Genomic DNA, 25,509 nt, shown 5'->3' with positions numbered 1-25,509 from the left:
GGGTTCAGTCCTCGATGCCGCGCTGCGCCGGAATGCCGGCCTTGAACGCGTGCTTGACCATCTGCATCTCGGTGACCGTGTCGGCCAGTTCGATGATCTCCGGCGGGCAGCGCCGGCCCGTGAGCACCACGTGCACGTGCTTGGGCCGCGCGCGCAATGTTTCGAGCACGCCTTCGAGCGGCAGCCAGCCGTAGATCAGCGGGTAGGTGATCTCGTCGAGCACCACAAGAAAGAAGTCGCCCGACATGATCGCGGCCTTGGCCTTTTCCCAGCCGTCGCGCGCGAGCTGGCCCGAGCGTTCGAGGTCCTGGCTTTTCCAGCTGAAGCCGTCACCGAGGCCTTCGATGGGCACGCCGATCTGCTCGAACATGCGGTGCTCGCCGAAGCGCGCCGAAGGCACCTTCATGAACTGGTAGATCTTCACGGCCTTGCCGCGGCCGTGTGCGCGCAGCGCGAGGCCGAAGGCTGCCGTGCTCTTGCCCTTGCCGTCGCCGGTGTTGACGATGACGATGCCGCGGCGTTCGCCTTCGGGCTTCTCGTAGGGCTTTTCGCTGGGAGGGGTTTCTATTTGCATGAGGTTTTCCGTTTGCTTGTGTTCTTGGCGCTGCGGTTCAGGGCGTGTGCACAGGCCACCGGGTACTTCCCTCCGCGAATGTCCCCCGGGCTTCGCCCTCCTCCTTGATTTCGCTGCGGGAAGCACCCAGTGCCCTGCGCACACTGAGCGCGGTCGTTGTTCTGGTCGATCAACAACCGCACCGCCCGACGCTCACGTCGATGGGGTGCCTTGCGCAGCGAAATCAAGGAGGAGGCCGCAGGCCGGGGGACATTCGCGGAGCAAGGTGCCCCGTCGGCGGGAGCGCGCCCTGAATGACTTGATGCACGAGGCTTCATAGCGGCAACGCGATCCACTGATCCGCGACGCGATGCACGCGAATTCGATGGTCGAACACCTGTTCCAGCGCAGCGTGCGTCACTGGGTCTGAGCAAGCACCGTGGTGCACCACCCTCCCCCGATTCATCACCACCAGTTCGTCCGCAGCCAGCGCCATCGGCAGCTCGTGCAACACGCTGACCACGGTGCGGCCTTGCGCGACCAACTCGCGCGCCGTCTGCATCCAGTCCGCTTGATGCGGCGGATCGAGATTGGCCAGAGGCTCGTCCATCAGCAACAACTCGGCCTCGACCGCCAGCGCACGCGCCAGCAGCACACGCTGGCGCTCGCCGCCCGACAGCTGCCCCAGCGGACGATCGCGCCAATCCCACGCTTGAGTGCTGCGCAGTGCACGTTCCACAGCATCGCGATCCGCTTCGCTAGGTGCCGCGAGCCAGCGCTGGTGCGGCAGGCGACCGAGCATGGCCACGTCGTAGACCATCAGGTCGTCGGCGCTGCCCTCGCCCGTGCCGCTCTGGCCCAGCCACGACAGGCGCCGTGCGCGCACGCGGGCCGGCACTGCCGCCTGGACCTCGCCGAAGAGCCTCACCTCGCCACGATGTGCGAGCAACCCGGCCAACGCCTTCAACAACGTCGACTTGCCGGCGCCGTTCGGTCCGACGATGCTGGTCCAGCGGCCGGCGGCGAGCGACAGGTCGATGCTGTGCAGCACCTCGACCGACCCGAGCGTGGCGCTGAGGCCGTGCGCTTCGAGCGCGGCGGATCGGGTGCGGCTCATAGACCACCGCCCTTCGCGCCGCGCCGGTGCATCAGCCATAACAGGTAGCTGCCGCCGAGCACCGCCGTGAGCACGCCCACCGGCAGTTCCTGCGGCGCGATCAGCCAGCGCGCCAGCAGGTCGGCCGCCATCAGCAGCAGCCCGCCCATCAGCGCCGACAGCACGATCAGCCGCGCGTGCGTGGTCTTGACCACCGAGCGCACCAAGTGCGGTGCGGCCAGGCCGACGAAAGCGATCAGGCCGGTCTGCGCGACGGCGGCGCCGGTCGCCAGCGCCAGCACCGCCACCAGCGCGGCGCGCATGCCGCCGAGTGGCAACCCAAGGCTGCGCGCCGTGGCCTCGCCGAGTGCGAGCCCGTCGAGCACCGGCGCGAGCGCCCAGGCCAGCAGCAGGCAGACCGCGCCGACGGCCGCCATCACGGCGCAGGCGGTCCAGCCGACCAGGCCCGTGCTGCCGAGCACGAAGCCCTGCAGCGCCTGCAGGATGTCGGCCGAGGCGATGGTGATGAGGTCCTTGGCGGCGCCCAGCACCACGCCAACGATCACCCCAGCGAGCAACAGCCGCAGGGTCTGTTGCACGCCGCGCGCCAGCGTGAGCGTGAGCAGCACCGCCGCCACGGCGCCGACGAAAGCCGCACCCGTGAGCCCGATGCGCATCACCCATTGCGTGCTGGTGACGGAGCCACCGAACAGCATCAGCGCCAGCGCCACGCCGAGCGACGCGCCCGAGGCGCTGCCCAGCAGGTACGGGTCGGCCAGCGGATTGCGGAACAGGCCCTGCGCCACCGCACCCGCGAGCCCGAGCAGCGCGCCCGCGAGCCATGCACCGAGGGTGCGCGGCAGGCGGATGTCCCACACGATCTGCAACGCCACCGGATCGTGCCGTGCAGACAGCAGGCTCTGGAAACCGGTGCTGCCGATGCCCAGGCCGAAGAGCAGCAACGCCGCGCCCAGCACGAGCAAGCCGGCACCCAGCAGCAGCACGCGACGCAGGTGGGCGGAATGCATGCCGCTCACCGCCCCTTGTCCGACAGGCACTGCGCCATCAGGCGCGCGGCCTCGTCCATGCGCGGGCCGGGGCGCACGACCACGTCGGTCTGTTCGGCGTCGAAGCGGCACACGCGCCCTTCGCGCACCGCGCGGATGCCGCCCCAGCCGGGACGCTGCTCCAGCCCCATCGCGCTGCGCACGCTGACCATGATGAGGTCGGGGTTCGCACGCACGACGAACTCGGGGTTGAGCTTGGGAAAGGGGCCGAGCGACGCTGGCACGATGTTCTTCACGCCGAGCCGCGCGAGCGTCTCGCCGATGAAGGACGAATCGCCCGCCGCGTAAGGGCCGGTGTTGACCTCGAAGTACACGCGCAGGCCCTTGGCACTGGCGGGCAGCGACTGCGCTGCGGCCGACACAGCCGCGTCAATGGCTCGCCAGACGGCCGGCGCCTCGTGCGTGCCGAGCACCTGATCGAGCGCGCTCAATACGCGGCGCACGTCGGCGTGGCTCTTGGGTTCGAGCACGATCACCTTCAGGCCCAACGCCTCCAGCCGCTGCGTCACGCGCGACGACTTGGCAAGCAGCACCATGTCGGGCTTGAGCGCGACGATGGCTTCGACATTCGGATCGATCCCGCCGCCGAGCTGCGGCAGCGCGCGCACCTGCGCGGGCGAGTTGGAATAGCGGTCGACGCCGATCAGCCGGTCGCAGGCGCCGAGCGCGCAGACGCCTTCGGTGAGCGATGGCAGCAGCGAGACGATGCGCTGCGGCGGCTGCGCCAGATGCACGGTGACGCCGCGCTCGTCGAGCACATCGATGGCCTGCGCAGCCTGCGCGCACACCGCCAACGCAAGGCCGAGCGAGAGCGCGCGCAGCCAAGTCTTCATGGATTCGAAGCTCATGCGGCGGGCGCCTTCAGCGTCAGCGGCAGGCCGGCGACCATCAGCGTCGCGCGGTGGCAGGCGGCGGCGACGTCCTGGTTCAAGCGGCCGAGCACGTCGACGAAGGCACGCGTCTCGCGGCCCAGCGGGATCACGCCCAGGCCGATCTCGTTGCCGACCAGCACCACGGGGCCGCGCGCTTCGCGCAGCGCGATGAGCAGTAGCGTGGCGTGCGCCGAGGGCGTGCGCGTGACCATGGCGGCACCTTCGGTGCGCAGCGGCATCAGCAGGTTGGTGAGCCACAGCGTGAGGCAATCGACCACCACGAGCGTGTCGGGCGCGCTCTGCGTGACGATGGCACGCGCCAGCTCGATCGGCTCCTCGAGCGTCTGCAGGCCGGGCACGCGCTCGGCACGGTCGCTCTGGTGGCGCGCGATGCGATCGCGCATCTCGTCGTCGTGGGCCTGCGCGGTGGCGATCAGCACCGCGCGGCGCGACTTGGGCGATGTCGGCGATTGGGCCAGCCAGTCGGCGGCGCGCTGTTCGGCACGGCGCGACTTGCCGCTTTTCTGGCCGCCGAGGATGAATTCGTGCTCAATGAGGGGCATCGGAAGGCGCCGGTGCGGCGTGGCTGTCGAGTTCGAGGGGCATGGCGCCGAAGAGCCGCGCGGTCGCCTCCGGGCTGGACGCGAACCACGCATGGAAGTAGCTCGCGCGCACGGGGCCGTGCACGTACAGCGCCTCGCCGCCGCGCGTGCCGACGGTGCGCGCGGCGGGCGCGAGCGGCGTCTCGCAGCGCGAGTAGTGGAAGGTGTGGCCGCGCAAGGCATGCGCGCCGAGGTCCAGCTGCTGCGGGCCGAGGCCGGCCAGCCGCTTCTGCATGACCGCCCTTCCCGGCAGCACGCCCCAGAGGCGGTGCACGTCGTGCGGTTCGGCGTCGTCGCGCGTGGCGAGTTCGTCGAACAGCGCCATCATGCCGCCGCACTCGGCCCAGATGGGCTTGCCGGCGGTCACGTGGTTGGCAAGCGAAAGGCGCAACCGATCGCTGGCCGACAGCACTGCCGCATGCAGCTCGGGATAGCCGCCAGGGAACCAGGCGGCATCGCAAGGCGGCAGCGGCTCGTCCGCCAGCGGCGAGAAGAACGCGAGCCGCGCGCCGAGCGCTTCGAGCACGTCGAGATTCGCCGGGTAGATGAACGAGAACGCCGCGTCGCGCGCGATGGCGATGGTGCGTCCGGCCAGCAGCGGTGCGATGGGGGCAGCGGCTTCGTGTTCGAAGCGCACCTGCGGCAGCTGATCGGGCGTGCGTTGGCCGAGCGGCGTGGTCGCGAGCACGTCGGCCGCGGCATCGAGCCGTTCCATGGCATCGCCGAGTTCGGCCGCGCCGACCAGCCCCAGGTGGCGTTCAGGCAGTGCGAAGTCGGCGCTGCGCGGCAAGGCGCCGAGCCAGTCGCCGGGCTCACGCAATGCGTCCTTCAGCATGTCGGCATGACGCTCGCTGGCCACGCGGTTGGCGAGCACGCCGGCCCAGGGCAGGCCCGGCTGGAAATTCTGCAGGCCATAGGCCAGCGCACCGAAGGTGCCGGTCATGGCGTGCGCGTCGATCACGGCGAGCACGGGCAGCCCCAGGCGCGCGGCCAGTTCGGCCGCACTGGGCGTGCCGTCGAACAGGCCCATCACGCCTTCGACGATGACCAGGTCGGCCTCGCACGCGGCGGCATGCAGGCGGGCGCGGCAGTCGGCTTCGCCGGTCATCCACAGGTCGAGCGAATGCACCGGCGCGCCGGTGGCCAGCGCGAGCCAGTGCGGATCGAGGAAGTCGGGCCCGCACTTGAAGGCCCGCACGCGGCGGCCCTGGCGCACGTGCAGCCGCGCGAGCGCGGCCGCGACGGTGGTCTTGCCTTGGCCGGAGGCCGGCGCAGCCACGAGCACCGCAGCGCATGTGGCAGCGGCGCCAGGCGGGAAACGGCGGGTGTTTACTGCGGAGTCCACTTGAGTCCGACGTACGCGGTGCGGCCCCCGTTGGCGTAGAGCCGTGCGAACTGGTAGTCCTTGTCGCCCACATTGTCCACGCGCGCCACGAGGTTCAGGTCGCGCGTGATCTGCGTGCTGGCCGACAGGTTCAGCAGCGTGTAGCCGCCGAGCTTGACGGTGTTGGCCGCGTCGTCGAAACGCTTGCCCGAGCTCTGGATCTCGGCGCCCAGCGTCCAGCCTGCGACGCGCCAGTCGGCGCCCAGCGTGCCGTGGGCCCGGGCACGGCGTGCCAGCAGGTTGTCGGTGGCGAGGTCGCGCGGGTCCTGGTAGTCGAGCGAGGCGCGCAAGGTGACGTCGCCGATGCGGTGGCCGCCTGTGAGCGTCACGCCCTGGTAGCGCGCGCGCGCCGTGCTGGCGTAGCAGCCGAACGACGACTGGCAGCCTTTGGCGCTGCCGTCGAACACGATGAGGTTCTGCACCCGGTTGCGGTACAGCACGATGCCGGCCTGCGTGGCCCCGGCCGTGTATTGCAGGCCCAGCTCGACGTTGCGGCTCGACTCAGGCTGCAGGCTCGCCAGGCCGTACTCGCTGAAGCGCTGGTACAGCGTGGGCGCACGGAACGCGGTGCCGGCCGACACGGTGGCGCGCAGGCTCGGCGTGATGGCGTAGCCGTAGGCGGCGCTGCCGGTGGTCTTGCCGCCGAACTCGCTGTCGTCGTCATGGCGCACGTGCAGCTGCAGCGAATGCGGGCCCTTCACGTAGCCGTAGCCCAGTGCCGCGGCGTTCTGCGAGCGGTCGCGCGAGAACAGCTTGGCCGAGGTGGTCGGCGCGTTTTCGAGCGCGTCTTCGCGGCGCTCGAGCGTGGCGGTGACCAGGTGCGCGCCGAAGCGGAATTCGTTCTGGAACAGGTAGCCGCGCAGGTTGGTTTCGGTGCGGTAGAACGACGGCTGGGTCTTGTAGACCGTCTGCGAATCGGTCACCTGCAGGCGGGTGCTGTAGATGTCGTTCCACTTGGCCGACCAGGTCAGGCCGGCGGTGCGCAGTTCGTTGGTCGACACATCGCCCCGGAAGGTGATCGGCAGCTTGGTGCGAAAGCTCACCGACGGGTCGTACGCCGCTTCGGTGTTGCTGGTGAGCAAGGTGGCGTCGAGGCGCTGGTCGGGCGTGATCTGGAAACCCAGCTTCAGGTTGCCCGAGGTGCTGCGGTAGCCGTCGCGGTCGGGGTTGGTGAAGCCGTCTTTCGACGGCGTGCGCTTGGCGATGGGCTGGATGTTGAAGCCCTTGCTTTCTTCATGTGCCACGCCGAACGCGTAGTCGAGCAGGCCCGACTTGCCGCTCACGCCGCCTTCGATCTTGCGCAGGCCGTGGCTGCCGAAGCCGATGCCGGCGTAGGGCGACACGCCCTCTTCGCCGCGTTTGGTGAAGAGCTGGATCACGCCGCCCACGGCGTCCGAACCGTACACCGCCGCGGCCGGGCCACGCAGCACTTCGATGCGATCGATCTGCGCGAGCGGAATGCCTTCCCACCCGGCGCCGCCGGTCGATTGCGAATCGATGCGCACGCCGTCCAGGTAGACCGCGGTGAAGCGCGATTCGGCGCCGCGGATGAACACGCTGGTGGCGTTGCCCACGCCGCCGCTGCGCGAGATCTCCATGCCGGGCAGGCGCGCCAGCACGTCGGCCACACCGGTGGCGCCGCTGCGCTCGATGGTCTTGCGGTCGACGATGGAGACATCGCCCACCAGGTCCGACAGCGCCTGCGGCGTGCGGTTGGCGGTGACGACGGTCTCGCCGAGCGTGGCAGCTGCCACGACTTGCGCGTGCGCAGCCACTGGCACCAGGACCAGGCCGCCGAAGGCCGAAGCCAGGGCGAGCGTCAACGGCAGGCACGCGGGACGGTTGCGGCGCACGCTGGCGCGGCCGCTGGAGAGGGAAACACAGGAAATCATGGGGTGAACCGAACGAACTTCTATGCCCTGGCCGGCTTCCCCGCCGGCGCCATGGGCGTCATGGCTGCCGATGCGGCAGCCGCCTTGTTGGCCGGTATCCGGGCTGGCAGATCGACCCTTTGCCGCCTTCCCAGGCGCCTGTTTCAGAGCGCCCAGTGGCTGGATGGAAAGGGGTGACGCCTTGCGGCGTCGTCTGCTTGACCGTTGCGGGGGCAGCGCAGGCGGCTTCGGCCCCGGGGGGCGTCCACTCCTGCTTCCCGTTGAACTGCGCCGTGCGAACCACGCCGCGAGCACCAACGGGCGGGATTTTAGGCCCACGGGACGCCCGCGGGGCGCACACACCACACTGCGTTTGATCGCGGGCGGCGCAGGCCCCAGAATCTCGGCCACGTCCGGTGCGCGCCCCGCGCGGTGCGCCGGACCTTCCGAATTCCCGGGAAACTACAATCGCCAACCATGCCCGCCTCCAGCCCCATCGACCAGATCGCCGAGCGTGTGGAACGCCTGCTTGTGCGTCACGAAGAGGTGCAGCGCACCAATGCGCTGCTGCAGGAACAGGTCGATGCGCTCACGCGTGAACGCGACGGCCTGAAGTCGCGGCTCGCCGCGGCCCGCACCCGCCTCGATGCCCTGCTGGAACGGCTGCCGGCCGAACCCCCTTCCGAAGATTCCCATCACGCATGAAGCAGATTGAAGTACAGATCATGGGCCAGAGCTACCTGCTCGGCTGTCCCGACGGCGGCGAGGCGCAACTGCGCGAGGCCGTCGACCGCGTGGACGCGGCCATGTGCAAGATCCGCGACGCAGGCAAGGTGAAGGCCCGCGACCGCATCGCCGTGCTCGCCTCGCTGAACCTGGCCTTCGATCTCGCGGCCCAGCAGGCCGCTGCTGCTGCCGCACCGGCGCCTGTTGCCGCCGCCCGCGCCGAAGAAAGCGCCGGCGACGCCGACCCGAAGGCCGCCCAACTCATTCAAAGACTCGATCAAGCCCTGGCGGGCGATGGACATTTGCTCTGAAGGCACGCGGCACGACGCAGACGGGGCGTAAAATCCACTTCGTCTGCAGACGTGTCGGGCTTAATATTTCCTTGTTCCAATGCTCTCCGGAGCCGGGCTTGGTACATCGCTAGACGGGCGTGATCATCTCGCGTCAGATGAACCCGAAGTCTTGCTGCCCTCGCCCACCTGAACCCTGGTTCAGGATGCGGGTCCGGCACACCATCTGCAGACACCTTTTCCCGCCACGGCCCCCTGCTTCACCGCACGGGGCCGTTGCTTTTTCAGCCACTCCTTTCTTCCTCATCCGCCCGTGAACTTCACCGCCCTGCTCGACCCGCTCCTGATCGCCGAACTCGCCGCGCTCGGCCTGGGCACCGGTTTCCTCGCGGGCCTCCTGGGCATCGGCGGCGGCATGCTGATGGTGCCGTTCATCACGATCATCATGGGCCAGCGCGGCGTGCCGGCCGACCTCGCAGTGAAGATGGCGATCGCGACCTCGATGGCGACGATCATCTTCACGTCGGTGTCCAGCGTGCGCGCGCACCACAAGCGCGGCGCGGTGCGCTGGGACATCGTGCAGCGCCTGGCGCCCGGCATCGTGATCGGCAGCCTCGCGGGCAGCCTGGGCGTGTTCGCGCTGCTCAAGGGCACGGCGCTCGCCATCTTCTTCGCGCTGTTCGTGGGCTTCTCGGCCACGCAGATGTTCCTCGACAAGAAGCCCAAGCCGACGCGCCAGATGCCGGGCACCGGCGGCCAGTTGGCGGCGGGCGGCACCATCGGCTTCATCTCGGGCCTGGTGGGCGCGGGCGGCGGCTTCATCAGCGTGCCGTTCATGACCTGGTGCAACGTGGCGATTCACAACGCGGTGGCGACCAGCGCGGCGCTGGGCTTTCCGATTGCGGTGGCCAACGTGCTGGGCTACGTGCTCGCCGGCCAGTCGGTGCAGGGCCTGCCGGCCGGCGCCTTCGGCTATATCTGGCTGCCCGCGCTCGTGGTAATCGCAGCCTGCAGCGTGTTCACCGCGCCACTGGGCGCCAAGGCCGCGCACAGCCTGCCGGTGAAGAAGCTCAAGCGCGTGTTCGCGAGCATCCTGTACCTGCTGGCCGCCTACATGCTCTGGAAGGGCCTGCGGGGCTGAGGCATATCAAACGTTCACCGGCGTTCCTGTGCCATCCTATGCAGCTGTTGTTCATAGTCGTAAAAGGAAAGCCATGAAAATCCTCATTGCCGTCGACGGCAGCGCCTACACGCAAAAAGCCCTCAACTACCTGCTCGCCAACCGCGCCATGTTCGTGGACGGCCATGAGCTGGTGGTGGTGAATGTCTGCACCGGCATCTCCGGCCACGTGGCACGACACCTCAGCAAGGAAATCGTCACCGATTACTACGCCGAGGAAAACGCCAAGGTGCTCGACCCGGTGAAGGCCTGGTTCGCCGACAAGGGCGTGACCAACTTCACCGCTGACGCGCGCCACGGCCACGCGGCCGAAGAAATTCTCAAGTCGGCCAGCGAATCGAAGGCCGAGCTGATCGTGCTCGGCACGCACGGCCACGGCATCCTGGGCCGCGCGCTGATGGGTTCGGTGGCGACCAAGGTCGTGGCCGAGACCGACATCTCGGTGCTGCTGGTTCAGTAAAAAGCCCGCCACCCGGCAACGGCCGATGCGCCGTTGCCGCAGTCATGGCTGCGCGCGCTGCCGCCGCCATTCGCGCGGCGAGCATCCGAAGCGCTCGCGAAACGCGCGGCTGAAATGCGCCGCGTCGTTGAAACCCCTCCCATACGCGATCTCCCCCACCGGCCGCCCTGCCAGGCGCGGCTCCAGCAGGTCGCGGCTGCACGCGTCGAGCCGGCGCTCCCAGATGTACTGCGACGGCGTCAGCGGCTCGCTCTTGAACACGCGGTGGATGTGACTCACCGACATGCCCAGCTGCGCCGCCAGCGTGCCCACCGACAGCGTCGGATCGGCCAACTGCTCGTCGATGCGCTGCTTCACGCGCCCCAGGTGGTACGCCGTGAGGTTGCTGAGTGCCGGCGCGTGCGCCGCGGGCAGCGTCTGCAGGCCGGCCACGAGGATGTTCTGCACGCCATGGGCCACCGCCAGTGCCGAGGCCGGCTGCAGCGCGTCGAAGTCTTCGCGCAGCGTACGGATCATGCCCAGCAGCAGGTGCCCCGCGCCCTCGCGCCCTGACACGGTGGTGGCCGTGAGCGCTTCGGTGTCGCGCAATTCGCTGCGCAGCCGCTCGCCGGGCAGCTTGAGCACGATCTGCTCGAAGGGCTGGTCGAACAGCAGCTCGTAGGGCCGCGTGCTGTCGTACAGCGCGAAGTCGCCGGCGCCGAGCACGGCGTCGCGCCCGTCCTGGCGCACCACGCCCTGCCCGCGCGCCTGGATGCTGACAAGAAAGCAGTCGTCGCTCGACGCGGCGATGTGACGCGGCGTGCGCATCACCTTCTGCGCCCGCGAGGTCACGACCGACATGCCGAGGCCGGGCAGCGCGTGCTGGCGGATGCTGCCCTCGAAGTCGCCGCCGTCGCCGCGATCGCCGGTGCGCACCGCGTCGCATTCGAGCTGCACGTAGACGTTGCAGATCATGTCGGTCCAGTACGCGAGCCGCTGGTCGCGCGAAACGGCATCGGTGCTGAGCAGATGGGTCATCGGGGTCCTCGGAAGGCCTTCGCAAAGGCACATGCAACGCTGGAACAAGAACGCCGCCAATCCGGGTCAAGGCGTTCCGGCGGCGCGAATCTACGCTTCATGCAACCCGCATGCCACCGCGCAAACCCGGTGCGCACGGCGGGGATTTCGTTACGTTCATTGCACTCTGGAGAACACCCCATGCCGACCACCGTCCACCCCAAGCTGCGCGTCGCCGCCGTGCAGGCCGCCCCAGTGTTCCTCGACCTCGACGCCACCATCGACAAGACCATCGACCTGATGGCGCAGGCCGCGAAACAGGGCGTGCAGCTCATCGCCTTTCCCGAGACCTGGGTGCCCGGCTACCCGTGGTGGACGTGGCTCGACTCACCGGCCTGGGGCATGCAGTTCGTGCAGCGCTACCACGACAACTCGCTGGTCATCGGCTCGCCCGAGTTCGAGCGCCTGCAGGCCGCGGCGCGCCAGCACAAGATCTGGCTCTCGCTCGGCTACAGCGAGAAAGCGGCGGGCAGCCTGTACATCGCGCAGGCGCTGATCGACGACCAGGGCCGCACCGTGCAGACGCGCCGCAAGCTCAAGCCCACGCACGTGGAACGCACCGTGTTCGGTGAAGGCGACGGCGCCGACCTGCACGTGGTTGAAACGCCATTGGGCAACATCGGCTCGCTGTGCTGCTGGGAACACCTGCAGCCGCTGAGCAAGTACGCGATGTATGCGCAGAACGAGCAGATCCACTGCGGTGCGTGGCCAAGCTTTTCGCTCTACCGCGGCGCGGCCTATGCGCTGGGCCACGAGGTCAACAACGCCGCGAGCCAGGTGTATGCGGTCGAGGGCGGCTGCTTCGTCATCGCGCCCTGCGCCACGGTGTCGAAGGCCATGAGCGAGCTGATGTGCACCGACGACGGCAAGCGGCAGATGCTGAGCGTCGGCGGCGGGCATGCGCGCATCTACGGCCCGGACGGTTCGCCGCTGGGCACGCCGCTGGCCGAGGACGCCGAAGGCCTGGTGATCGTCGACATCGACCTCGGCATGATCGCGCTCGCCAAGGCGGCGGCCGACCCGAGCGGCCACTACGCGCGGCCCGACGTCACGCAGCTGCTGCTGAACAAGACGCGGCGCACGCCCGTGGTGGTGCAGCTCACGCCGGAGCCCGAGGGCAGCGCGGCCGAGCCGGTGGCTGCGGCCGTGCAGGCCTAGCCGGCGAACAGTTCCTTGTGCTCGGCGCGCAGCAGCGCCTTCTGCACCTTCCCCATCGTGTTGCGCGGCAATTCGGGAACGACGAAGCAGCGCTTCGGGATCTTGAAGTTCGCGAGTTTGGCCTTGAGTTCGGCCACGATGGCGTCGGCGTCGATCGTGGCGCCGGCCTTGGGGATCACGATGGCCACGCCCACCTCGCCGAAGTCGGGGTGCGGCACGCCGATGACGGCGCTTTCGGCCACGCCGGCCATCTCGTTGATGTAGCCCTCGATCTCGGCGGGGTAGACGTTGTAGCCGCCGCTGATGATCAGGTCTTTGCTGCGTCCGACGATGGTGATGTAGCCGCGCGCATCGATCTTGCCCACGTCGCCGGTCTTGAAGAAACCGTCGGCGGTGAACTCTTCCTTGGTCTTCTCGGGCATGCGCCAGTAGCCGGCGAACACGTTGGGGCCCTTCACCTGGATGCCGCCGATTTCGTCGACGGGCAGGTCTTTGCCCTCGTCGTCGCGCACGCGCAACTGCACGCCCGGCAGCGCGAAGCCGACGGTGCCGCCGCGGCGCTCGCCCTTCTTCGGGTCGTAGGGGTTGGACGTGAGCATGGCGGTCTCGCTCATGCCGTAGCGTTCGAGGATCGTGTGGCCGGTGCGCTCGCGCCACTCGTCGAAGGTCTCGATGAGCAGCGGCGCCGAGCCCGCGACAAACAGGCGCATGTTGCGCACGGCCTCGCGCGTGAGGCCGGGCTCGGCCAGCAGGCGCACGTAGAGCGTGGGCACGCCCATGAACACGGTGGCCTCGGGCAGCTTGGCGACGATGCGCTTGGGGTCGAACTTCGAGAACCAGATGATCTTGCTCCCGTTGAGCAGCGCGCCGTGCAGCGCCACGAACAGGCCGTGCACGTGGAAGATGGGCAGCGCGTGGATCAACACGTCGCCCTTCTTCCAACCCCAGTAGGTCTTGAGCACTTCGGCGTTCGACAGCAGGTTGCGGTGCGTGAGCATCGCGCCCTTGCTGCGGCCCGTGGTGCCGCTGGTGTACAGGATCGCGGCGAGGTCGTCGGGCTTCTTGACGGCAACGGTATGGCGGTCGCTGCAGCGCGCCGCGGCGTCGAGCAGCGTGCCGGTGCGGTCGTCGTCCAGCGTGAACACATGGCGCGTGCCGGCCGCTTCGGCAATCGGTCGCACCCAGGCCGCGTTGCGGCCGGTGCACACGACCACGGCGGGTTCAGCGTTGCCGATGAAGTACTCGATCTCGGCGCTCTGGTAGGCCGTGTTGAGCGGCAAAAACACGTAGCCCGCACGCAGGGTCGCGAGGTACAGGAGCATGGCCTCGACCGATTTCTCGACCTGCACGGCAACGCGCGCGCCCTTCTCGAGCTTCAGGCCGTCGAGCAGGTTGGCGATCATCGCGCTGGCGCGGTCGAGGTCGCGCCACGAATAGTGCAGGCCGTTGTCGGTTTCGACCGCGATGGCATCGAGGTCGGCAGGAAAGGCCGCGCGCAAGGCGGCGAACAGGTTGGCGTTGGGGGAGGACTTCGTCTTCATCATCTTCGTCATCATCGAACGGCAGGCTCAGGACGAGCGGAAATTCGGAGGGCGCTTGGCCAGGAAGGCATCGATGCCTTCGCGGTGCTCGGCGGTGTCGGCGTAGTCGTACGCGGTGGCCAGCAGCTGCTGTGCCGCCGCGCCGCCGCGCTTCAGTGCGGTGAAGGTGGCCTTGTGCAGGCGCGCGGCCTGCGGCGACAGCGCGGCAATGCGCCCGGCATGCGCCTGCGCAGCGGCCGGCACTTCGGTGTCGGGCAGCACGTGCAAGAGAAAGCCGGCGTCGTACAGCCGCTGCGCGCCATGCACGCCGGCGGCCAGCAGCATGTCGCGCGCCAGCACGTCGCCGATGGCGCCATGCACCAGCGCGGCTTCGCGCGGCGCCATCGGGAAGCCCAGCTTCGCGATGGGCGCGCCGAACTTCGACGACGCGCCGGCCAGGCGGATGTCGCAGCAGCTGGCAATCTCGACGCCGGCGCCCATGCAGGCGCCTTCGATCTGGGCCACCAGCGGCAGCGGGCAGTCGAGCATCGCCTGCAGCGCGGCCCAGACTTCGTTCTCGTGGAATTCGCGCAGGCTCGCTTCCTCGAAGCGGAACGAGGGGTACTCGGAGATGTCGCCGCCCGCGCAGAAGGCACCGCCCTCCCCGCGCACGACGACGCAGCGCAGCGCGGTGTCATCGTCAGCACGCAGCCCGTCGAACACCGCACGCAGCTCGCGCCACATGGCGCGCGTCATCGCATTGAGACGCCCCGGGTTCGACAGCGTGACAACCGCCACGGCGCCGTCGCGGCGCAGCGAGACCTGCCGATCGCTCATTCGAGCTTGGCGCCCGAGGCTTTCACGACGGTCGCCCATCGCTTGATCTCGGCGTTGACGAAGCGGCCGTAGGCGGCGTTCGTGACGTTCGGAATCTCGGAGCCGTTCTGGGCCCAGATGGCTTTGAGCTCGTCGGTGCCGAGCGCCTTCTTCATCGTCTCGATGATCTGCGTCTGCGCTTCGGCCGGCGTGCCCTTGGGCGCCCACAGGCCGTACCAGGTGGTGACGGTGTAGTCGGGCAGGCCCACTTCGGCGGCGCAGGGCACGTCGGGGAAGGCGGGGTTGCGCTTGGCACCGGCGACCATGAGCGCCTTGATGCGGCCGCCCTTGATGTGCTGTGCGGAAGAACCGAGGCCGTCGAACATCAGGTCGACGTTGCCCGCGATCAGGTCGGACAGCGCCGGGCCCGCGCCGCGGTACGGAATGTGGGTGATGAAGGTGCCGGTCTGCAGCTTGAACAGCTCGCCCGCGAGGTGGTGCGACGTGCCCGAGCCGGCCGAGCCGTAGTTGAGTTTGCCGGGATTGCGCTTGACCGTGGCGATGAGCTCCTGGATGGTCGCGGCCTGCACGCGCTTCGGGTTGACCACCACCACCTGCGGCACGTTGGCCAGCAGCATCAGGGGCACGAAGTCTTTCTCGAGGTCGTAGTCGAGCTTGGGGTAGATCGACGGTGCAATGGCGTGGTGCACCGCACCCATGAAGAGCGAGTAGCCGTCGGCCGGCAGCTTGGCCGCGATGCTCGCGCCCACGGTGCCGCCCGCGCCGCCGCGGTTGTCGATGACCAGCGTCTGGCCTGCCGCGCGCGAGAACTGGGCCGACAGCGGGCGCGCGAAGGCGTCGGTGCCTCCGCCGGCCGGGAACGGCACCACCATGGTCACCGGCTTGGTCGGCCAGCCTTGGGCGCGCGCACCACCGCAAAGGGCCACGGCCCCGGCAGCGGCGGCGACGCGCAGCACATCGCGTCGTTGAAAACTCTGTTGCGTCATCTGTCTTGTCTCCTGTCGTCGTCGTTGTGGAAGTTGCCGCCCTCCGGCGGTCAGGGTGCGGGCCGCAGCGCTGCCGCGGCGAAGCGAACGGACTCAGCCTTTTTTGAGGAACAGGCCTTCGATGTCTCCCGAAACTGCGATCTTGCCTTCGGCCAGCCAGGCGCGATGGCGGTCCAGGCGCTTGAGGTCGTACAGGTAATTGACCATGAGGCCGTACGACTGCTTGAGCCCCTTGGCCGACGGATCGCCGGCCCAGTTGAGCCGCTCGACGCGTGCGCCGTTGCCCAGGTGGAAGCGCGCCACCGGATCGGCCGGCGTGCCGTCGACCAGCGTGCGGCCCAGGTACTCGGCAGCGGCCTGCAGCAGCCACTGGCGCAGCGGTGATTTCGCGTCGAGTTCCGCGGCCGCATCGACTGCTGCGAGCAGGCGCTCGGCCGTGGGCGGCACCGAGCCGACGAGGCGGCCGAGTTCGGCTTCGCGCTTCTCGTCCAGGCGCGGCAGCAGCTCGGCGGCATTCTTGGCGAGCCACGTGCGCAGGCCCGGAATGGGCGACAGCGTGGCGAAGGTCTTCAGGCGCGGCAGCTCCTCCTGCAGGGTCTCGACGACGCGCTTGATGAGCGAATCGCCGAAGCTCACGCCGCGCAGGCCGGTCTGCGTGTTGCTGATCGAATAGAAGATCGCGGTGGTCGCCTTGGCCGGCTGCACCGGCACGGCGGCCTCGTCGAGCAGCGGCATGATGCCTTCGCTGATGCGGTCGACCAGCGCCACCTCGACAAAGATGAGCGGCTCGTTCGGCAGGCGCGGATGAAAGAAGCCGTAGCAACGGCGGTCACTGTCGTCGAGCCGGTTCTTCACATCGGACCAGCTCTTGATGTCGTGCACCGCTTCGTAGCGGATGAGCTTCTCGATCAGCGAGGCCGGCGAGTTCCAGTCGATGCGGCGCAGCTCGAGGAACGCGACGTCGAACCAGGTGGAAAACAGGTGCTCCAGCTCGGCCTCGAGCGCGAGCAGGCGCTTGTCGGACTTCAGGCACGGCAGCAGGTCGGCGCGCAGGTCGACCAGAAAGCGCATGCCGCCGGGTTCGACCGCAAAGCGCTGCAACAGCCGCATGCGCGGCGACACCAGCGCGCGCCGCAGGCGCAGCTCGGCCTGCCCTTCGTCGGGCGTGCCGACGGCGCCCTGGTGCTGGTCGCGCGCGCTCTTGAGCTTGCCCGCGTCGGCAGCGAAATGCTCGCTCATGAGCGCCCAGTAGTCTCGGCGCTCTTCGGGCGAGGCGCCGGCGTAGGCCTGCGCGATGGCATGGGCGCGGCGGCCGCCTTCGACCTCGCTCACGCGCGGATCGATCACGGCCTGCAGTTCGGCCAGCACGCGGCGCAGCGTGCGCGGCGACAGCGCCTCGTCGGCCTTGCGCAGCGTGGCCAGCAGCCGCTCGGCGGTGGTGCGGGCGCTGGGCTTGGGCGTGTGGCGGGCCGGGCTCTTCGTGGCACCGTGGCTCGCCACGGGAACCTTGGACGATTCGCCCATGCGCAGGCGCGCCTGGAACCACTCGGTCGCACTCATCGATCTGCTCCTGTGCCGTTGGCTGTATCAAAGGTGGGATTGCGTGTCACGGCATCACCCGGGATTTCTGCTGTTGCATGACTTCGCGCAATGCTTCGCGCTGGCGCGTCATGTGGGTGCGCATGGCGGCATCGGCGCCTTCGCTGTCGCGCGCCTTGAGGGCGGCGAACACGGCCAGGTGCTCCGACAGGCTCTGGTCGAGCCGCCCCGGCGCGTGCAGCTGCTGCAGCCGCGCGAGCTTCAGGATCTTGCGCAGGTCGCCGATCACCTGCGCCAGCCACTTGTTGTCGGCGAGCTTGATGATCGCCTCGTGAATGATGTGGTTGGTGGCGTAGTAGTCGTTGATGCGCCGGGCCTTGGCGTGTCGCACCAGGCGCTCGTGCAATGCGTCGAGCTCGTTCAGCTCGGCGTCGCTGGCGTTGCGCGCGGCCTCGTAGGCACAGCGCCCTTCGAGCAGCGCAATGACCGGAAAGATCTCATCCAGGTCGCGCTCCGTCACCTCGTTCACGAAGCAGCCGCGGCGCGGCTCGTGGCGCAGCAGGCCTTCGGCCGTGAGCACCTTCAGCGCTTCGCGCAGCGGCGTGCGCGAGATCGACAGCCGCTCGCACAGGGCCGCCTCGTCCACGAAACTGCCGGGCGCCAGCGTGCCGTCGAAGATCTGCTCGCGCAGCGTGGCGGCGACTTCGTCGTGGAGGGAATTGGGGACCAGGCGCATGCGTTGAAGACGCTGAAAGTCGGTGGGCGTTTCGCGTAATTTCCTGTAATTACGCATAATTGTGAGTGGACAGTTAACGCAATGCAAGGGCCGCGCCCTGCCCAGGCGGCCCGGAATTACCCTGAGACGGACGAAAAAAAGCGGCGCGCACCCGAAGGTGCTGCGCCGCTTTTCGCGGGTGTCTCGCGAGTGCGTGGAGCGTCAGGCGCGCGCGGTGCTGCCGGTCTTGCCGGCCCGGCCGAACCAGATCCACAGCGCGATGCCGCCGATCACCATCGGCACGCTGAGCCACTGGCCCTGGCTCAGGCTGAGCGCGCGCAAGCCCAGGAAATCATCGGGCTCGCGGAAGTACTCGGCCACGAAGCGCAGCACGCCATAGCCGATGAGGAACACGGCGGCCACCTGCCCCTGCTTGCGCTCCTTGCGCGCATAGAGCCACATCACGACGAACAGCAGCAGCCCTTCGAGCAGGAACTGGTAGACCTGCGACGGATGGCGCGGCAGCGTCGAGCCGCTTTGCGGGAACACCATGCCCCACGGCAGGTCGGGGCTGCTGAAGCGGCCCCACAGCTCGCCGTTGATGAAGTTGCCCACGCGGCCCGCGGCCAGGCCGGTCGGCACGCAGGGCGCAACGAAGTCCATCACCTGCCAGAACGGCCGCGCACGCGAACGCGCAAACCACACCATGGCACCGATCACGCCGAGCAGGCCGCCATGGAAGCTCATGCCGCCCTGCCACACATAGAGAATTTCGAGCGGGTGCGTGAGGTAGTACTCGGGCTTGTAAAACAGGCAGTAGCCGAGCCGGCCGCCGACGATCACGCCCATGACGCCGAGGAACAGGATGTCCTCAATGTCCTTGCGTTGCCACACGCCGGCCGTGGCCAGCGAGCGGAACGGCTCGTGGCGCAGGCGGCGTGTGCCCAGAAAGTAAAACAGCGCGAAGGCCGCCAGGTAGGTCAGGCCGTACCAGTGAATGGCCACCGGCCCCAGCTGCAAGGCGACGGGATTGATCTGCGGATACATGAGCATCCGACGATTGTGCCGTGGCGCGATGACGCCGCCGGCACGGGGGCATTCAGGGCAATGTCAGCGCCCGAACTTCCACCACAGCCATCCCGCCACCAGGGCCGGCACCGCGAAGACGAACAGGAAGATCGGCAGCTCCTCGGCCACCGAGTACCCGGCCTTCAGCACGCCCACGGCCATGTTGATGCCCGCGCCGACGAACCACGCCGGAATGAACCACTTGGCCGCCGCGGCCAGCGCCATCGACGAGCCGTCGCCCATGAAGCGGCCGGCCAGAAGAAACACCACCAGCAGCGCGAAGCCGCCGCCCATCACCATGACTGTGTGCATCTGCGTTGTCCTCCTGGATCGATCGTGCCCGATGTTGCCGGGTCAGCGCGTGGTGTAGCCGCCGTTGGCGAAGATCGTCTGGCCCGTGATCCACCAGCCCTCGGTGACCAGGAAGCGCACGATGGGCGCGATGTCCTCGATGTCGGTGAGGCCCTTCTTCGAGTACTTGCTGAGCGCGGCGGCGGTGCTGTGGTACGCCACGGCCTCGGGGCTTTCCTGGCCGTAGAAGAACGGCGTGTCCATCGGGCCCGGGCCGATGGCGTTCACCGAGATGCCGCGCTCGCCGAACTCCTTGGAAGCCGCGCGCGTGAAGTGCTCCACCGCCGCCTTGGCCGCCGGGTAGATCGCATAGAACGGCGTGTAGGCCGCGAGCAGCGAACTCACCAGCGTCACGATGCTGCCGCCGTCGGCCAGCGTGCGGCCGGCCTGCTGGATGAAGAAGAAGGCGGCCTTGGAATTGGCGTCGAAGCTCTTGTCGTAGTCGGCCTCGGTGACGTCGAGGATCGGCTTCTTGATCACCACGCCCGCCGTGTTGATCGCCAGGTCGACCTGGCCGAAGTGCTTCACGGCCTGGTCGAACAGCGCCACGTTGTTCTCGACCACGGCGAGGTCGCCCTGCACCAGCAGCGTGTCGGCGCCCTTGGCCTTCAGCGCGTCGGCGGTCTGCTCGGCCTCGCCGCGCGAGCTGTCGCTGTTGTAGTGGATGGCGATGCCGCGGGCGCCACCGTCGACCAGCAGATGGGCGATGAGGGCACCGAGGTTCTTGCCACCGCCGGCGATGACGGCGACCTTGTTCGTGAGCGTGCGTGCGGACATGGATGAACTCCTCTGGATGAATGAAGAACCCGAAAGACCGGGGTCGGGATGTGTGACCGAGCAGCCAGTCTATTGATCGCCAAGTTGCAGATAAATCATTCATTCAAAGCTAGACTGTTCTGAAAACTACGAACAATCAGCCACGCCGCCATGGACCGCATCGAACTCCTCCAGGTCTTCCTGCGCGTGGCCGAAACCGGCAGCTTCACGCGCGCCGCCGACCGGCTCGCGCTGCCACGCGCCACCATCTCGACCGCCATCCAGCAACTCGAGGCCCGCCTGGGCTCGCGCCTGCTGCACCGCACCACGCGCCGCGTGGGGCTCACGCCCGACGGCGAGGTGCTGCTCGAGCGGGCCCGCGCGCTGGTGGCCGACATGGAAGACATGGAGCAGCAGTTCCAGCCCGCGCACAGCAGCGTGAGCGGACGGCTCAAGGTCGATGTGCCGAGCCGCATCGCGCGCCTGCTGATCGCGCCGGCGCTGCCGGACTTCTTTGCGCGCCACCCGGCGGTCGAACTGGAACTCGGTTCCAGCGACCGCGCGGTCGACCTCGTGCTGGAAGGCGTGGACTGCGCCCTGCGCGTCGGCCCGCTCGCCAGCAGCAGTCTCGTGGCCCGGCCCCTGGGGCATTTCACGCTCATCAACTGCGCGAGCCCGGCCTACCTCGCACAACACGGCACGCCGCGCACGCCGGCCGACCTGCCGCAGCACTTCGCGATCAACTACGCCTCGCCGACGAGCGGCCGCGCCGCGCCCTGGGAATGGCAGCTGCGCGACGGCGAGACCCAGACGCTGCGGCTGCGCAGCCGCGTGGCGGCGAACAACGCCGAGACCTACATCGCGTGTGCGCTGGCCGGGCTGGGACTGATCCAGATTCCGGCCTACGACGTGCGCGCGCACCTGGCAGCCGGCGAGCTGGTCGAGGTGCTGCCCGACGCGCGCGCCGAGCCGCTGCCGGTGCACCTCGTGGTCCCGCACCGGCGCAATCTGTCGCGGCGCGTGCAGGCTTTCGCGGGCTGGCTCGACGCGCTGCTAGGCGCCTCGCTCGATGCGCCCATGCCCTCACCCGCCGGCCGGGCGTCGCGCAGCCCCTGAGCCTTACGCCGGCACGCGCCCGGCCCGCTCGCGCACGAAGGCCACGAAGCGCGCCAGCGCCGGATGCGAGGCCTGCGCTGGCCACACGAGGCTGGTCTCGCACACCGGCAAGGTCACGCGGCGGCGGCCCACGCCCTTGAACTCGTGGACCTGCCGGTAGACCACACCGGCGCGCCGGAACTGCATCACGCTGTGCGGCACCCAGGCCGCGCCGATGCCGCCCGACACGAGGTTGACGATGGTCTGCATCTGGATCGCCTCCTGCGCCACCTGCGGCGTGCGGCCGGCCGCGTGGTACAGATCGAAGATCGCGTCGTGCAGCGAGGGCACAATGCGGCGCGGAAAGATCACCAGCGGCTCGTCCAGCACCTCGGCCAGCGGCACGGGCCGCGCCTCGGCCAGCCGGTGCTGCGCGGGCAGCGCGAGCACCAGCGGCTCCACCTCGACCGGCAGGCAGGCCAGCCCCGGCGGCGCGGCGCCCGGCGAATGCAGCATCAGGCCGGCGTCGATCTCGCCGCGCGCAAAGGCTTCGAGCTGCACGTCGCCGGTGGCCTCCACCAACTCCAGCGCCACTTCGGGGCACAGCACGCGGAACTCGCGCACCCACGCCGGCAGCTGTTCGAAGCCGACCGTCGAGACAAAAGCGATGCGTACGCGCCCCACCTGCCCCGCCGCCGCCGCGCGCGCCCGCGCCGGCAGCGCCTGGGCGCGCGCCAGCAGTTCACGCACGTCGGGCAGCAGCGCCTCGCCGGCGGGCGTGAGCGCCACGCGGCGGCGCGTGCGGTCGAACAGCACCACGCCCAGCGTTTTCTCGAGCTGGGCGATGGCCTGCGTGACCGGCGGCTGCGTCATGTGCAGGCGCAGGGCGGCGCGGCCGAAGTGCAGTTCTTCGGCCACGGCCACGAACTGGCGCCAGGCGCGCAGGTCGATGAGGGCTTCATTCATACGCCGAGCATATCAATCCATGCTTCAAATTGGATTGGAACCAATCAATCAGAAGTCCGATACTTGGCGCTTCCCCTCACGATCTCCCCACGACAGAAGAGACACCATGGACACCAAGACCATCCAGATCAATCGCCGCAGCGCGAACATCACCGAAGGCAAGAGCCGCGCCCCCAACCGCTCGATGTTCTACGCCATGGGCTACGAGGAAGGCGACTTCAAGAAGCCGATGGTCGGCGTCGCCAACGGCCACAGCACCATCACGCCCTGCAACTCGGGCCTGCAGAAGCTGGCCGACGCGGCCATCGCGGGCATCGAGGAAGCCGGTGGCAACGCGCAGGTGTTCGGCACCCCCACCATTTCCGACGGCATGGCCATGGGCACCGAGGGCATGAAGTACTCGCTGGTGAGCCGCGAAGTCATTTCGGACTGCATCGAGACCTGCGTCGGCGGCCAGTGGATGGACGGCGTGCTGGTGGTCGGCGGCTGCGACAAGAACATGCCCGGCGGCCTCATGGGCATGCTGCGCGCCAACGTGCCCGCCATCTACGTCTACGGCGGCACCATCCTGCCGGGCCGCTACAAGGGGCAAGACCTGAACATCGTGAGCGTGTTCGAAGCCGTGGGCCAGAACGCCGCCGGCAACATGAGCGACGAAGACCTGCACGAGATCGAGAAGCGCGCCATTCCCGGCACCGGCTCCTGCGGCGGCATGTACACGGCCAACACGATGTCCAGCGCGTTCGAGGCGCTCGGCATCTCGCTGCCCTACTCGTCGACCATGGCGAACCCGCACGACGAAAAGGCCAACTCGGCCAAGGAATCGGCCAAGGTGCTGATCGAGGCGATCAAGAAGGACCTGAAGCCGCGCGACATCGTGACCAAGAAGGCTATCGAGAACGCCGTGGCGGTCATCATGGCCACCGGCGGCTCGACCAATGCGGTGCTGCACTTCCTGGCGATCGCGCACACGGCCGAGGTCGAATGGACCATCGACGACTTCGAGCGCATGCGCAAGAAGGTGCCGGTGCTGTGCGACCTGAAGCCCTCGGGCAAGTACCTCGCGGTCGACCTGCACCAGGCCGGCGGCATTCCGCAGGTCATGAAGGTGCTGCTGAAGGCCGGCCTGCTGCATGGCGACTGCATCACCATCAGCGGCCAGACCATCGAGGAAGTGCTCAAGGACGTGCCCGACGTGCCGCGCGCCGACCAGGACGTGATCCGCCCGATCGACAAGCCGATGTACGACGAAGGCCACCTGGCCATCCTGAAGGGCAACCTGTCGCCCGAAGGCGCGGTCGCCAAGATCACCGGCCTGAAGAACCCGGTCATCACCGGCCCGGCCCGCGTGTTCGACGATGAGCAGTCGGCGCTGCAGGCCATCCTGGCCGGCAAGATCGTGGCCGGCGACGTGATGGTGCTGCGCTACCTCGGCCCCAAGGGCGGCCCGGGCATGCCGGAAATGCTGGCCCCCACGGGCGCGCTGATCGGTGCGGGCCTGGGCGAAAGCGTCGGCCTCATCACCGACGGCCGCTTCTCGGGCGGCACCTGGGGCATGGTGGTCGGCCACGTTGCGCCGGAAGCGGCAGCGGGCGGCACGATTGCGTTCGTCAACGAAGGCGACTCGATCACCATCGACGCGCACAAGCTGGTGCTCGAACTGAACGTGCCCGAAGCCGAGATTGCCAAGCGCCGCGAAGGCTGGAAGGCCCCGGCCCCGCGCTACACGCGCGGTGTGCAGGCCAAGTTCGCGTTCAACGCCTCGAGCGCGAGCTCGGGCGCGGTGCTCGACAAGTTCTGAAGCGGGCTCAGCCCATCATCCAAGCGCCGTAGCCGAAGGCCATGAAGCCCAGGCCGACGATCGCGAAGATGGCCCGGGCTTCGAAATCCATCGCCGGGGGAAAGCTCTGCACGACGAAGTGCAGCAGCGCCCCCGCGCCGATGGTCAAGAAACCCGCACCGAACTGCTTCATCGCGCTCGGGTCGGGATAGAGAAACACCAGCGCGAAGCCGGCGAGGAACACCACGTTCGCCAGCACCGTGCCGCGCGTGCGCCATCTCTTCTGCAGGGGTGTCGGCTCGCGCACCGGTGCCGGTTGGCCCTTGCGGCCTTCCTTGAGCGCCATGCCGCTGAAGAACAGGCCGAACATCGTCGGAAAGCCGCCGAAAAGGCCGAGCCCCCAGACGATGCCCCACATGTTCTGGAAGTCGGCCACCAGGGCCTGGGCGGGGTCAGCGGTGCTGTAGCGCACCTCGACCGCATCGCCCCACTCCTTGTCCGACAGGCTGCCACCGAGCCCTTTGACTCGGCGCTTCTGCCCATCGGCGGCGGTGTATTCGACGACGGGCGCACGCGTGGTGGTGACGTCGCCCTTGCTGTCCTTGCTGCGCTCTTCCACGAACTCGACCAGGCTGCCTTGCGTGGGGGCTGTGCCCGCGATCGACTGGTAGCGCTGCCAGCCCACCGTGACCGCGCCGTACAGGCCGGCGCAGCCGATCAGCAGTGCGCCAATGCCGGCACCCCAGAAGAAAGTCTTGAAGCGCCCGACCAATGCGCCAACGGCCGGGCCGACCAGCAGCGACAGCCCGAAGACGAGCAAGGCATGGGTGGCGGCTTCGTCGTCCATGGCGCGCGTCCGATTGGCATGCGGCGCGGGTGACGGAGCCGCGTGGTCAGCGGCGCGGGCGCTGTTGCCCGTTGCTGGTGCGAAGGCCCATGTTGGTCTTCTGGCGGTCGATGCGCGCCTGCTTGCGCGCCTCTTCGCGCTCGATGACCTTGCGCTTGGTGTAGCCCGACGAATCGGCCCAGGCCCACCATGCCAGGGCCAGCGCGAACGGGCTCAGCACGATCCACCAGCTCCAGCCGGCGACCATGCCCACTTCGAAATATTTGAGGGCTATACCAAGCAGGCCCAAGAGCAAAAACCACATCGCGAATCCCCTCAGAGTTGGTCGGTATCGCCGCCGGTGCGTGTGCACCGCGCTACCTACAATCGCGTTGGATCGAATGTAACTCAGCCCTTACGAAAACAGTCCCATGAAAAGAACGATGTTGATGGCAGTCCTGGGCCTCGGCCTCGCGGCGCCCGCCTTTGCCGACCTGGCCCTCGCCACGTCGAAGAACTGCATGAGCTGCCACGCGGTCGAACGCAAGGTGCTCGGGCCGTCGTTCAAGGACATCGCGACCAAGTACAAGGACGACAAGGGCGCCGCCAACACGCTCGCCAACAAGATCATCAAGGGCGGCTCCGGCGTGTGGGGCCCGGTGCCGATGCCGGCCAACAACCAGGTCAGCGAAGCCGATGCGAAGAAGCTCGCGGCCTGGGTGTTGTCGACGAAGTAATCAGCAGAGAAACGAAGC

The 25,509-nt window shown here is 68.6% G+C and carries 27 protein-coding genes and 1 riboswitch; of the genes, 8 read left to right on the top strand and 19 right to left on the bottom strand.

Going from position 1 to position 25,509, the window contains the following annotated elements; genetic code table 11:
* Nucleotides 1-4 precede the first annotated feature (4 nt).
* From cobO to RZE79_RS13985, 7 genes are all read right to left on the bottom strand, one after another.
* Nucleotides 5-574 (bottom strand): cob(I)yrinic acid a,c-diamide adenosyltransferase, encoded by a 570-nt coding sequence (cobO, locus tag RZE79_RS14015; protein ID WP_319360890.1) that lies wholly within the window; start codon nucleotides 572-574, stop codon nucleotides 5-7.
* A 313-nt stretch (nucleotides 575-887) separates the two neighbouring features.
* Nucleotides 888-1,670, bottom strand: coding sequence for an ABC transporter ATP-binding protein (locus tag RZE79_RS14010; RefSeq protein ID WP_319360889.1), 783 nt, complete (start codon nucleotides 1,668-1,670; stop codon nucleotides 888-890).
* Nucleotides 1,667-2,677, bottom strand: a complete 1,011-nt coding sequence (locus tag RZE79_RS14005) for an iron ABC transporter permease (RefSeq protein WP_319360888.1) — start codon at nucleotides 2,675-2,677, stop codon at nucleotides 1,667-1,669. The genes RZE79_RS14010 and RZE79_RS14005 overlap by 4 nt, the downstream gene beginning before the upstream one ends.
* A 5-nt stretch (nucleotides 2,678-2,682) precedes the next feature.
* A complete protein-coding gene (locus tag RZE79_RS14000; protein WP_373696571.1) occupies nucleotides 2,683-3,549 on the bottom strand; it encodes an ABC transporter substrate-binding protein in 867 nt (288 codons plus the stop codon).
* Nucleotides 3,550-3,560: 11 nt separating this feature from the next.
* The gene (locus RZE79_RS13995) at nucleotides 3,561-4,151 is read right to left on the bottom strand and encodes a bifunctional adenosylcobinamide kinase/adenosylcobinamide-phosphate guanylyltransferase (protein ID WP_153284477.1); all 591 of its coding nucleotides are present in this window, start codon (nucleotides 4,149-4,151) and stop codon (nucleotides 3,561-3,563) included.
* Nucleotides 4,138-5,535, bottom strand: a complete 1,398-nt coding sequence (locus RZE79_RS13990; RefSeq protein WP_319360886.1) for a cobyrinate a,c-diamide synthase — start codon at nucleotides 5,533-5,535, stop codon at nucleotides 4,138-4,140. The genes RZE79_RS13995 and RZE79_RS13990 overlap by 14 nt, the downstream gene beginning before the upstream one ends.
* Nucleotides 5,520-7,466 (bottom strand): TonB-dependent receptor domain-containing protein, encoded by a 1,947-nt coding sequence (locus RZE79_RS13985; RefSeq protein WP_319360885.1) that lies wholly within the window; start codon nucleotides 7,464-7,466, stop codon nucleotides 5,520-5,522. The genes RZE79_RS13990 and RZE79_RS13985 overlap by 16 nt, the downstream gene beginning before the upstream one ends.
* A gap of 71 nt (nucleotides 7,467-7,537) precedes the next feature.
* Nucleotides 7,538-7,779: riboswitch (cobalamin riboswitch) on the bottom strand.
* A 143-nt stretch (nucleotides 7,780-7,922) separates the two neighbouring features.
* Between RZE79_RS13985 and RZE79_RS13980 the strand changes: the two genes are divergently transcribed.
* From RZE79_RS13980 to RZE79_RS13965, 4 genes are all read left to right on the top strand, one after another.
* Entirely contained in the window at nucleotides 7,923-8,150 is a 228-nt protein-coding gene (locus RZE79_RS13980; protein WP_056581479.1) for a hypothetical protein, read from the top strand.
* Nucleotides 8,147-8,482, top strand: a complete 336-nt coding sequence (locus RZE79_RS13975; RefSeq protein WP_153284480.1) for a cell division protein ZapA — start codon at nucleotides 8,147-8,149, stop codon at nucleotides 8,480-8,482. Before RZE79_RS13980 ends, RZE79_RS13975 begins: the two co-directional genes overlap by 4 nt.
* A gap of 292 nt (nucleotides 8,483-8,774) precedes the next feature.
* On the top strand, nucleotides 8,775-9,602 hold the full coding sequence (locus RZE79_RS13970) for a sulfite exporter TauE/SafE family protein (RefSeq protein ID WP_319360884.1): 828 nt from the start codon (nucleotides 8,775-8,777) through the stop codon (nucleotides 9,600-9,602).
* Nucleotides 9,603-9,675: 73 nt separating this feature from the next.
* Nucleotides 9,676-10,101, top strand: coding sequence for a universal stress protein (locus RZE79_RS13965; RefSeq protein ID WP_319360883.1), 426 nt, complete (start codon nucleotides 9,676-9,678; stop codon nucleotides 10,099-10,101).
* Nucleotides 10,102-10,143: 42 nt separating this feature from the next.
* Here the strand turns inward: RZE79_RS13965 and RZE79_RS13960 are convergent, their stop codons facing one another.
* Nucleotides 10,144-11,118, bottom strand: coding sequence for a helix-turn-helix domain-containing protein (locus tag RZE79_RS13960; protein WP_319360882.1), 975 nt, complete (start codon nucleotides 11,116-11,118; stop codon nucleotides 10,144-10,146).
* A gap of 180 nt (nucleotides 11,119-11,298) precedes the next feature.
* Between RZE79_RS13960 and RZE79_RS13955 the strand changes: the two genes are divergently transcribed.
* The gene (locus RZE79_RS13955) at nucleotides 11,299-12,315 is read left to right on the top strand and encodes a carbon-nitrogen hydrolase family protein (protein WP_319360881.1); all 1,017 of its coding nucleotides are present in this window, start codon (nucleotides 11,299-11,301) and stop codon (nucleotides 12,313-12,315) included.
* On the opposite strand, the gene RZE79_RS13950 is transcribed toward RZE79_RS13955, so the two are convergent.
* From RZE79_RS13950 to RZE79_RS13915, 8 genes are all read right to left on the bottom strand, one after another.
* Nucleotides 12,312-13,856: a malonyl-CoA synthase gene (locus tag RZE79_RS13950; protein ID WP_319361181.1), complete on the bottom strand. Its 1,545-nt coding sequence runs from the start codon at nucleotides 13,854-13,856 to the stop codon at nucleotides 12,312-12,314. The genes RZE79_RS13955 and RZE79_RS13950 overlap by 4 nt on opposite strands.
* Before the next feature lie 27 nt (nucleotides 13,857-13,883).
* Nucleotides 13,884-14,672, bottom strand: a complete 789-nt coding sequence (locus RZE79_RS13945; RefSeq protein ID WP_319360880.1) for an enoyl-CoA hydratase/isomerase family protein — start codon at nucleotides 14,670-14,672, stop codon at nucleotides 13,884-13,886.
* Nucleotides 14,669-15,658: a tripartite tricarboxylate transporter substrate binding protein gene (locus tag RZE79_RS13940; protein WP_153284485.1), complete on the bottom strand. Its 990-nt coding sequence runs from the start codon at nucleotides 15,656-15,658 to the stop codon at nucleotides 14,669-14,671. Before RZE79_RS13940 ends, RZE79_RS13945 begins: the two co-directional genes overlap by 4 nt.
* A gap of 93 nt (nucleotides 15,659-15,751) precedes the next feature.
* Complete coding sequence (locus RZE79_RS13935; protein WP_319360879.1) at nucleotides 15,752-17,218, bottom strand: malonyl-CoA decarboxylase; 1,467 nt, start codon at nucleotides 17,216-17,218, stop codon at nucleotides 15,752-15,754.
* Nucleotides 17,219-17,264: 46 nt separating this feature from the next.
* Entirely contained in the window at nucleotides 17,265-17,933 is a 669-nt protein-coding gene (locus tag RZE79_RS13930) for a GntR family transcriptional regulator (protein WP_101492953.1), read from the bottom strand.
* A gap of 201 nt (nucleotides 17,934-18,134) precedes the next feature.
* A complete protein-coding gene (lgt, locus tag RZE79_RS13925; protein WP_153284487.1) occupies nucleotides 18,135-18,965 on the bottom strand; it encodes a prolipoprotein diacylglyceryl transferase in 831 nt (276 codons plus the stop codon).
* Nucleotides 18,966-19,022: 57 nt separating this feature from the next.
* Nucleotides 19,023-19,292 carry a hypothetical protein gene (locus RZE79_RS13920; RefSeq protein WP_319360878.1) on the bottom strand — a complete coding sequence of 90 codons (270 nt, stop codon included), beginning with the start codon at nucleotides 19,290-19,292 and terminating at the stop codon, nucleotides 19,023-19,025.
* A gap of 42 nt (nucleotides 19,293-19,334) precedes the next feature.
* Nucleotides 19,335-20,108 carry an SDR family oxidoreductase gene (locus RZE79_RS13915; protein ID WP_319360877.1) on the bottom strand — a complete coding sequence of 258 codons (774 nt, stop codon included), beginning with the start codon at nucleotides 20,106-20,108 and terminating at the stop codon, nucleotides 19,335-19,337.
* A gap of 150 nt (nucleotides 20,109-20,258) precedes the next feature.
* Here RZE79_RS13915 and RZE79_RS13910 point away from each other — a divergent pair, with 150 nt between their 5' ends.
* Nucleotides 20,259-21,203: a LysR family transcriptional regulator gene (locus RZE79_RS13910; RefSeq protein ID WP_319360876.1), complete on the top strand. Its 945-nt coding sequence runs from the start codon at nucleotides 20,259-20,261 to the stop codon at nucleotides 21,201-21,203.
* 3 nt (nucleotides 21,204-21,206) lie between these two features.
* Here the strand turns inward: RZE79_RS13910 and RZE79_RS13905 are convergent, their stop codons facing one another.
* Nucleotides 21,207-22,148 carry a LysR family transcriptional regulator gene (locus RZE79_RS13905; protein WP_101492949.1) on the bottom strand — a complete coding sequence of 314 codons (942 nt, stop codon included), beginning with the start codon at nucleotides 22,146-22,148 and terminating at the stop codon, nucleotides 21,207-21,209.
* 106 nt (nucleotides 22,149-22,254) lie between these two features.
* Between RZE79_RS13905 and ilvD the strand changes: the two genes are divergently transcribed.
* On the top strand, nucleotides 22,255-23,949 hold the full coding sequence (gene ilvD / locus RZE79_RS13900) for a dihydroxy-acid dehydratase (protein WP_319360875.1): 1,695 nt from the start codon (nucleotides 22,255-22,257) through the stop codon (nucleotides 23,947-23,949).
* A gap of 7 nt (nucleotides 23,950-23,956) precedes the next feature.
* On the opposite strand, the gene RZE79_RS13895 is transcribed toward ilvD, so the two are convergent.
* Both RZE79_RS13895 and RZE79_RS13890 read right to left on the bottom strand, forming a co-directional pair.
* Nucleotides 23,957-24,775, bottom strand: coding sequence for a DUF3592 domain-containing protein (locus RZE79_RS13895; RefSeq protein WP_319360874.1), 819 nt, complete (start codon nucleotides 24,773-24,775; stop codon nucleotides 23,957-23,959).
* Between the two features lie 46 nt (nucleotides 24,776-24,821).
* On the bottom strand, nucleotides 24,822-25,079 hold the full coding sequence (locus tag RZE79_RS13890) for a TIGR04438 family Trp-rich protein (RefSeq protein WP_153284493.1): 258 nt from the start codon (nucleotides 25,077-25,079) through the stop codon (nucleotides 24,822-24,824).
* Nucleotides 25,080-25,185: 106 nt separating this feature from the next.
* Between RZE79_RS13890 and RZE79_RS13885 the strand changes: the two genes are divergently transcribed.
* Complete coding sequence (locus RZE79_RS13885) at nucleotides 25,186-25,491, top strand: c-type cytochrome (protein WP_319360873.1); 306 nt, start codon at nucleotides 25,186-25,188, stop codon at nucleotides 25,489-25,491.
* Nucleotides 25,492-25,509: the final 18 nt, after the last annotated feature.

It is taken from the genome of Variovorax sp. EBFNA2, from assembly GCF_033802765.1.
GTDB classification, from domain to species: domain Bacteria; phylum Pseudomonadota; class Gammaproteobacteria; order Burkholderiales; family Burkholderiaceae_C; genus Variovorax; species Variovorax paradoxus_H.
The sequence above is the reverse complement of the archived record's forward strand: the minus strand, read 5'-3'. Positions and strand labels throughout refer to the sequence as shown.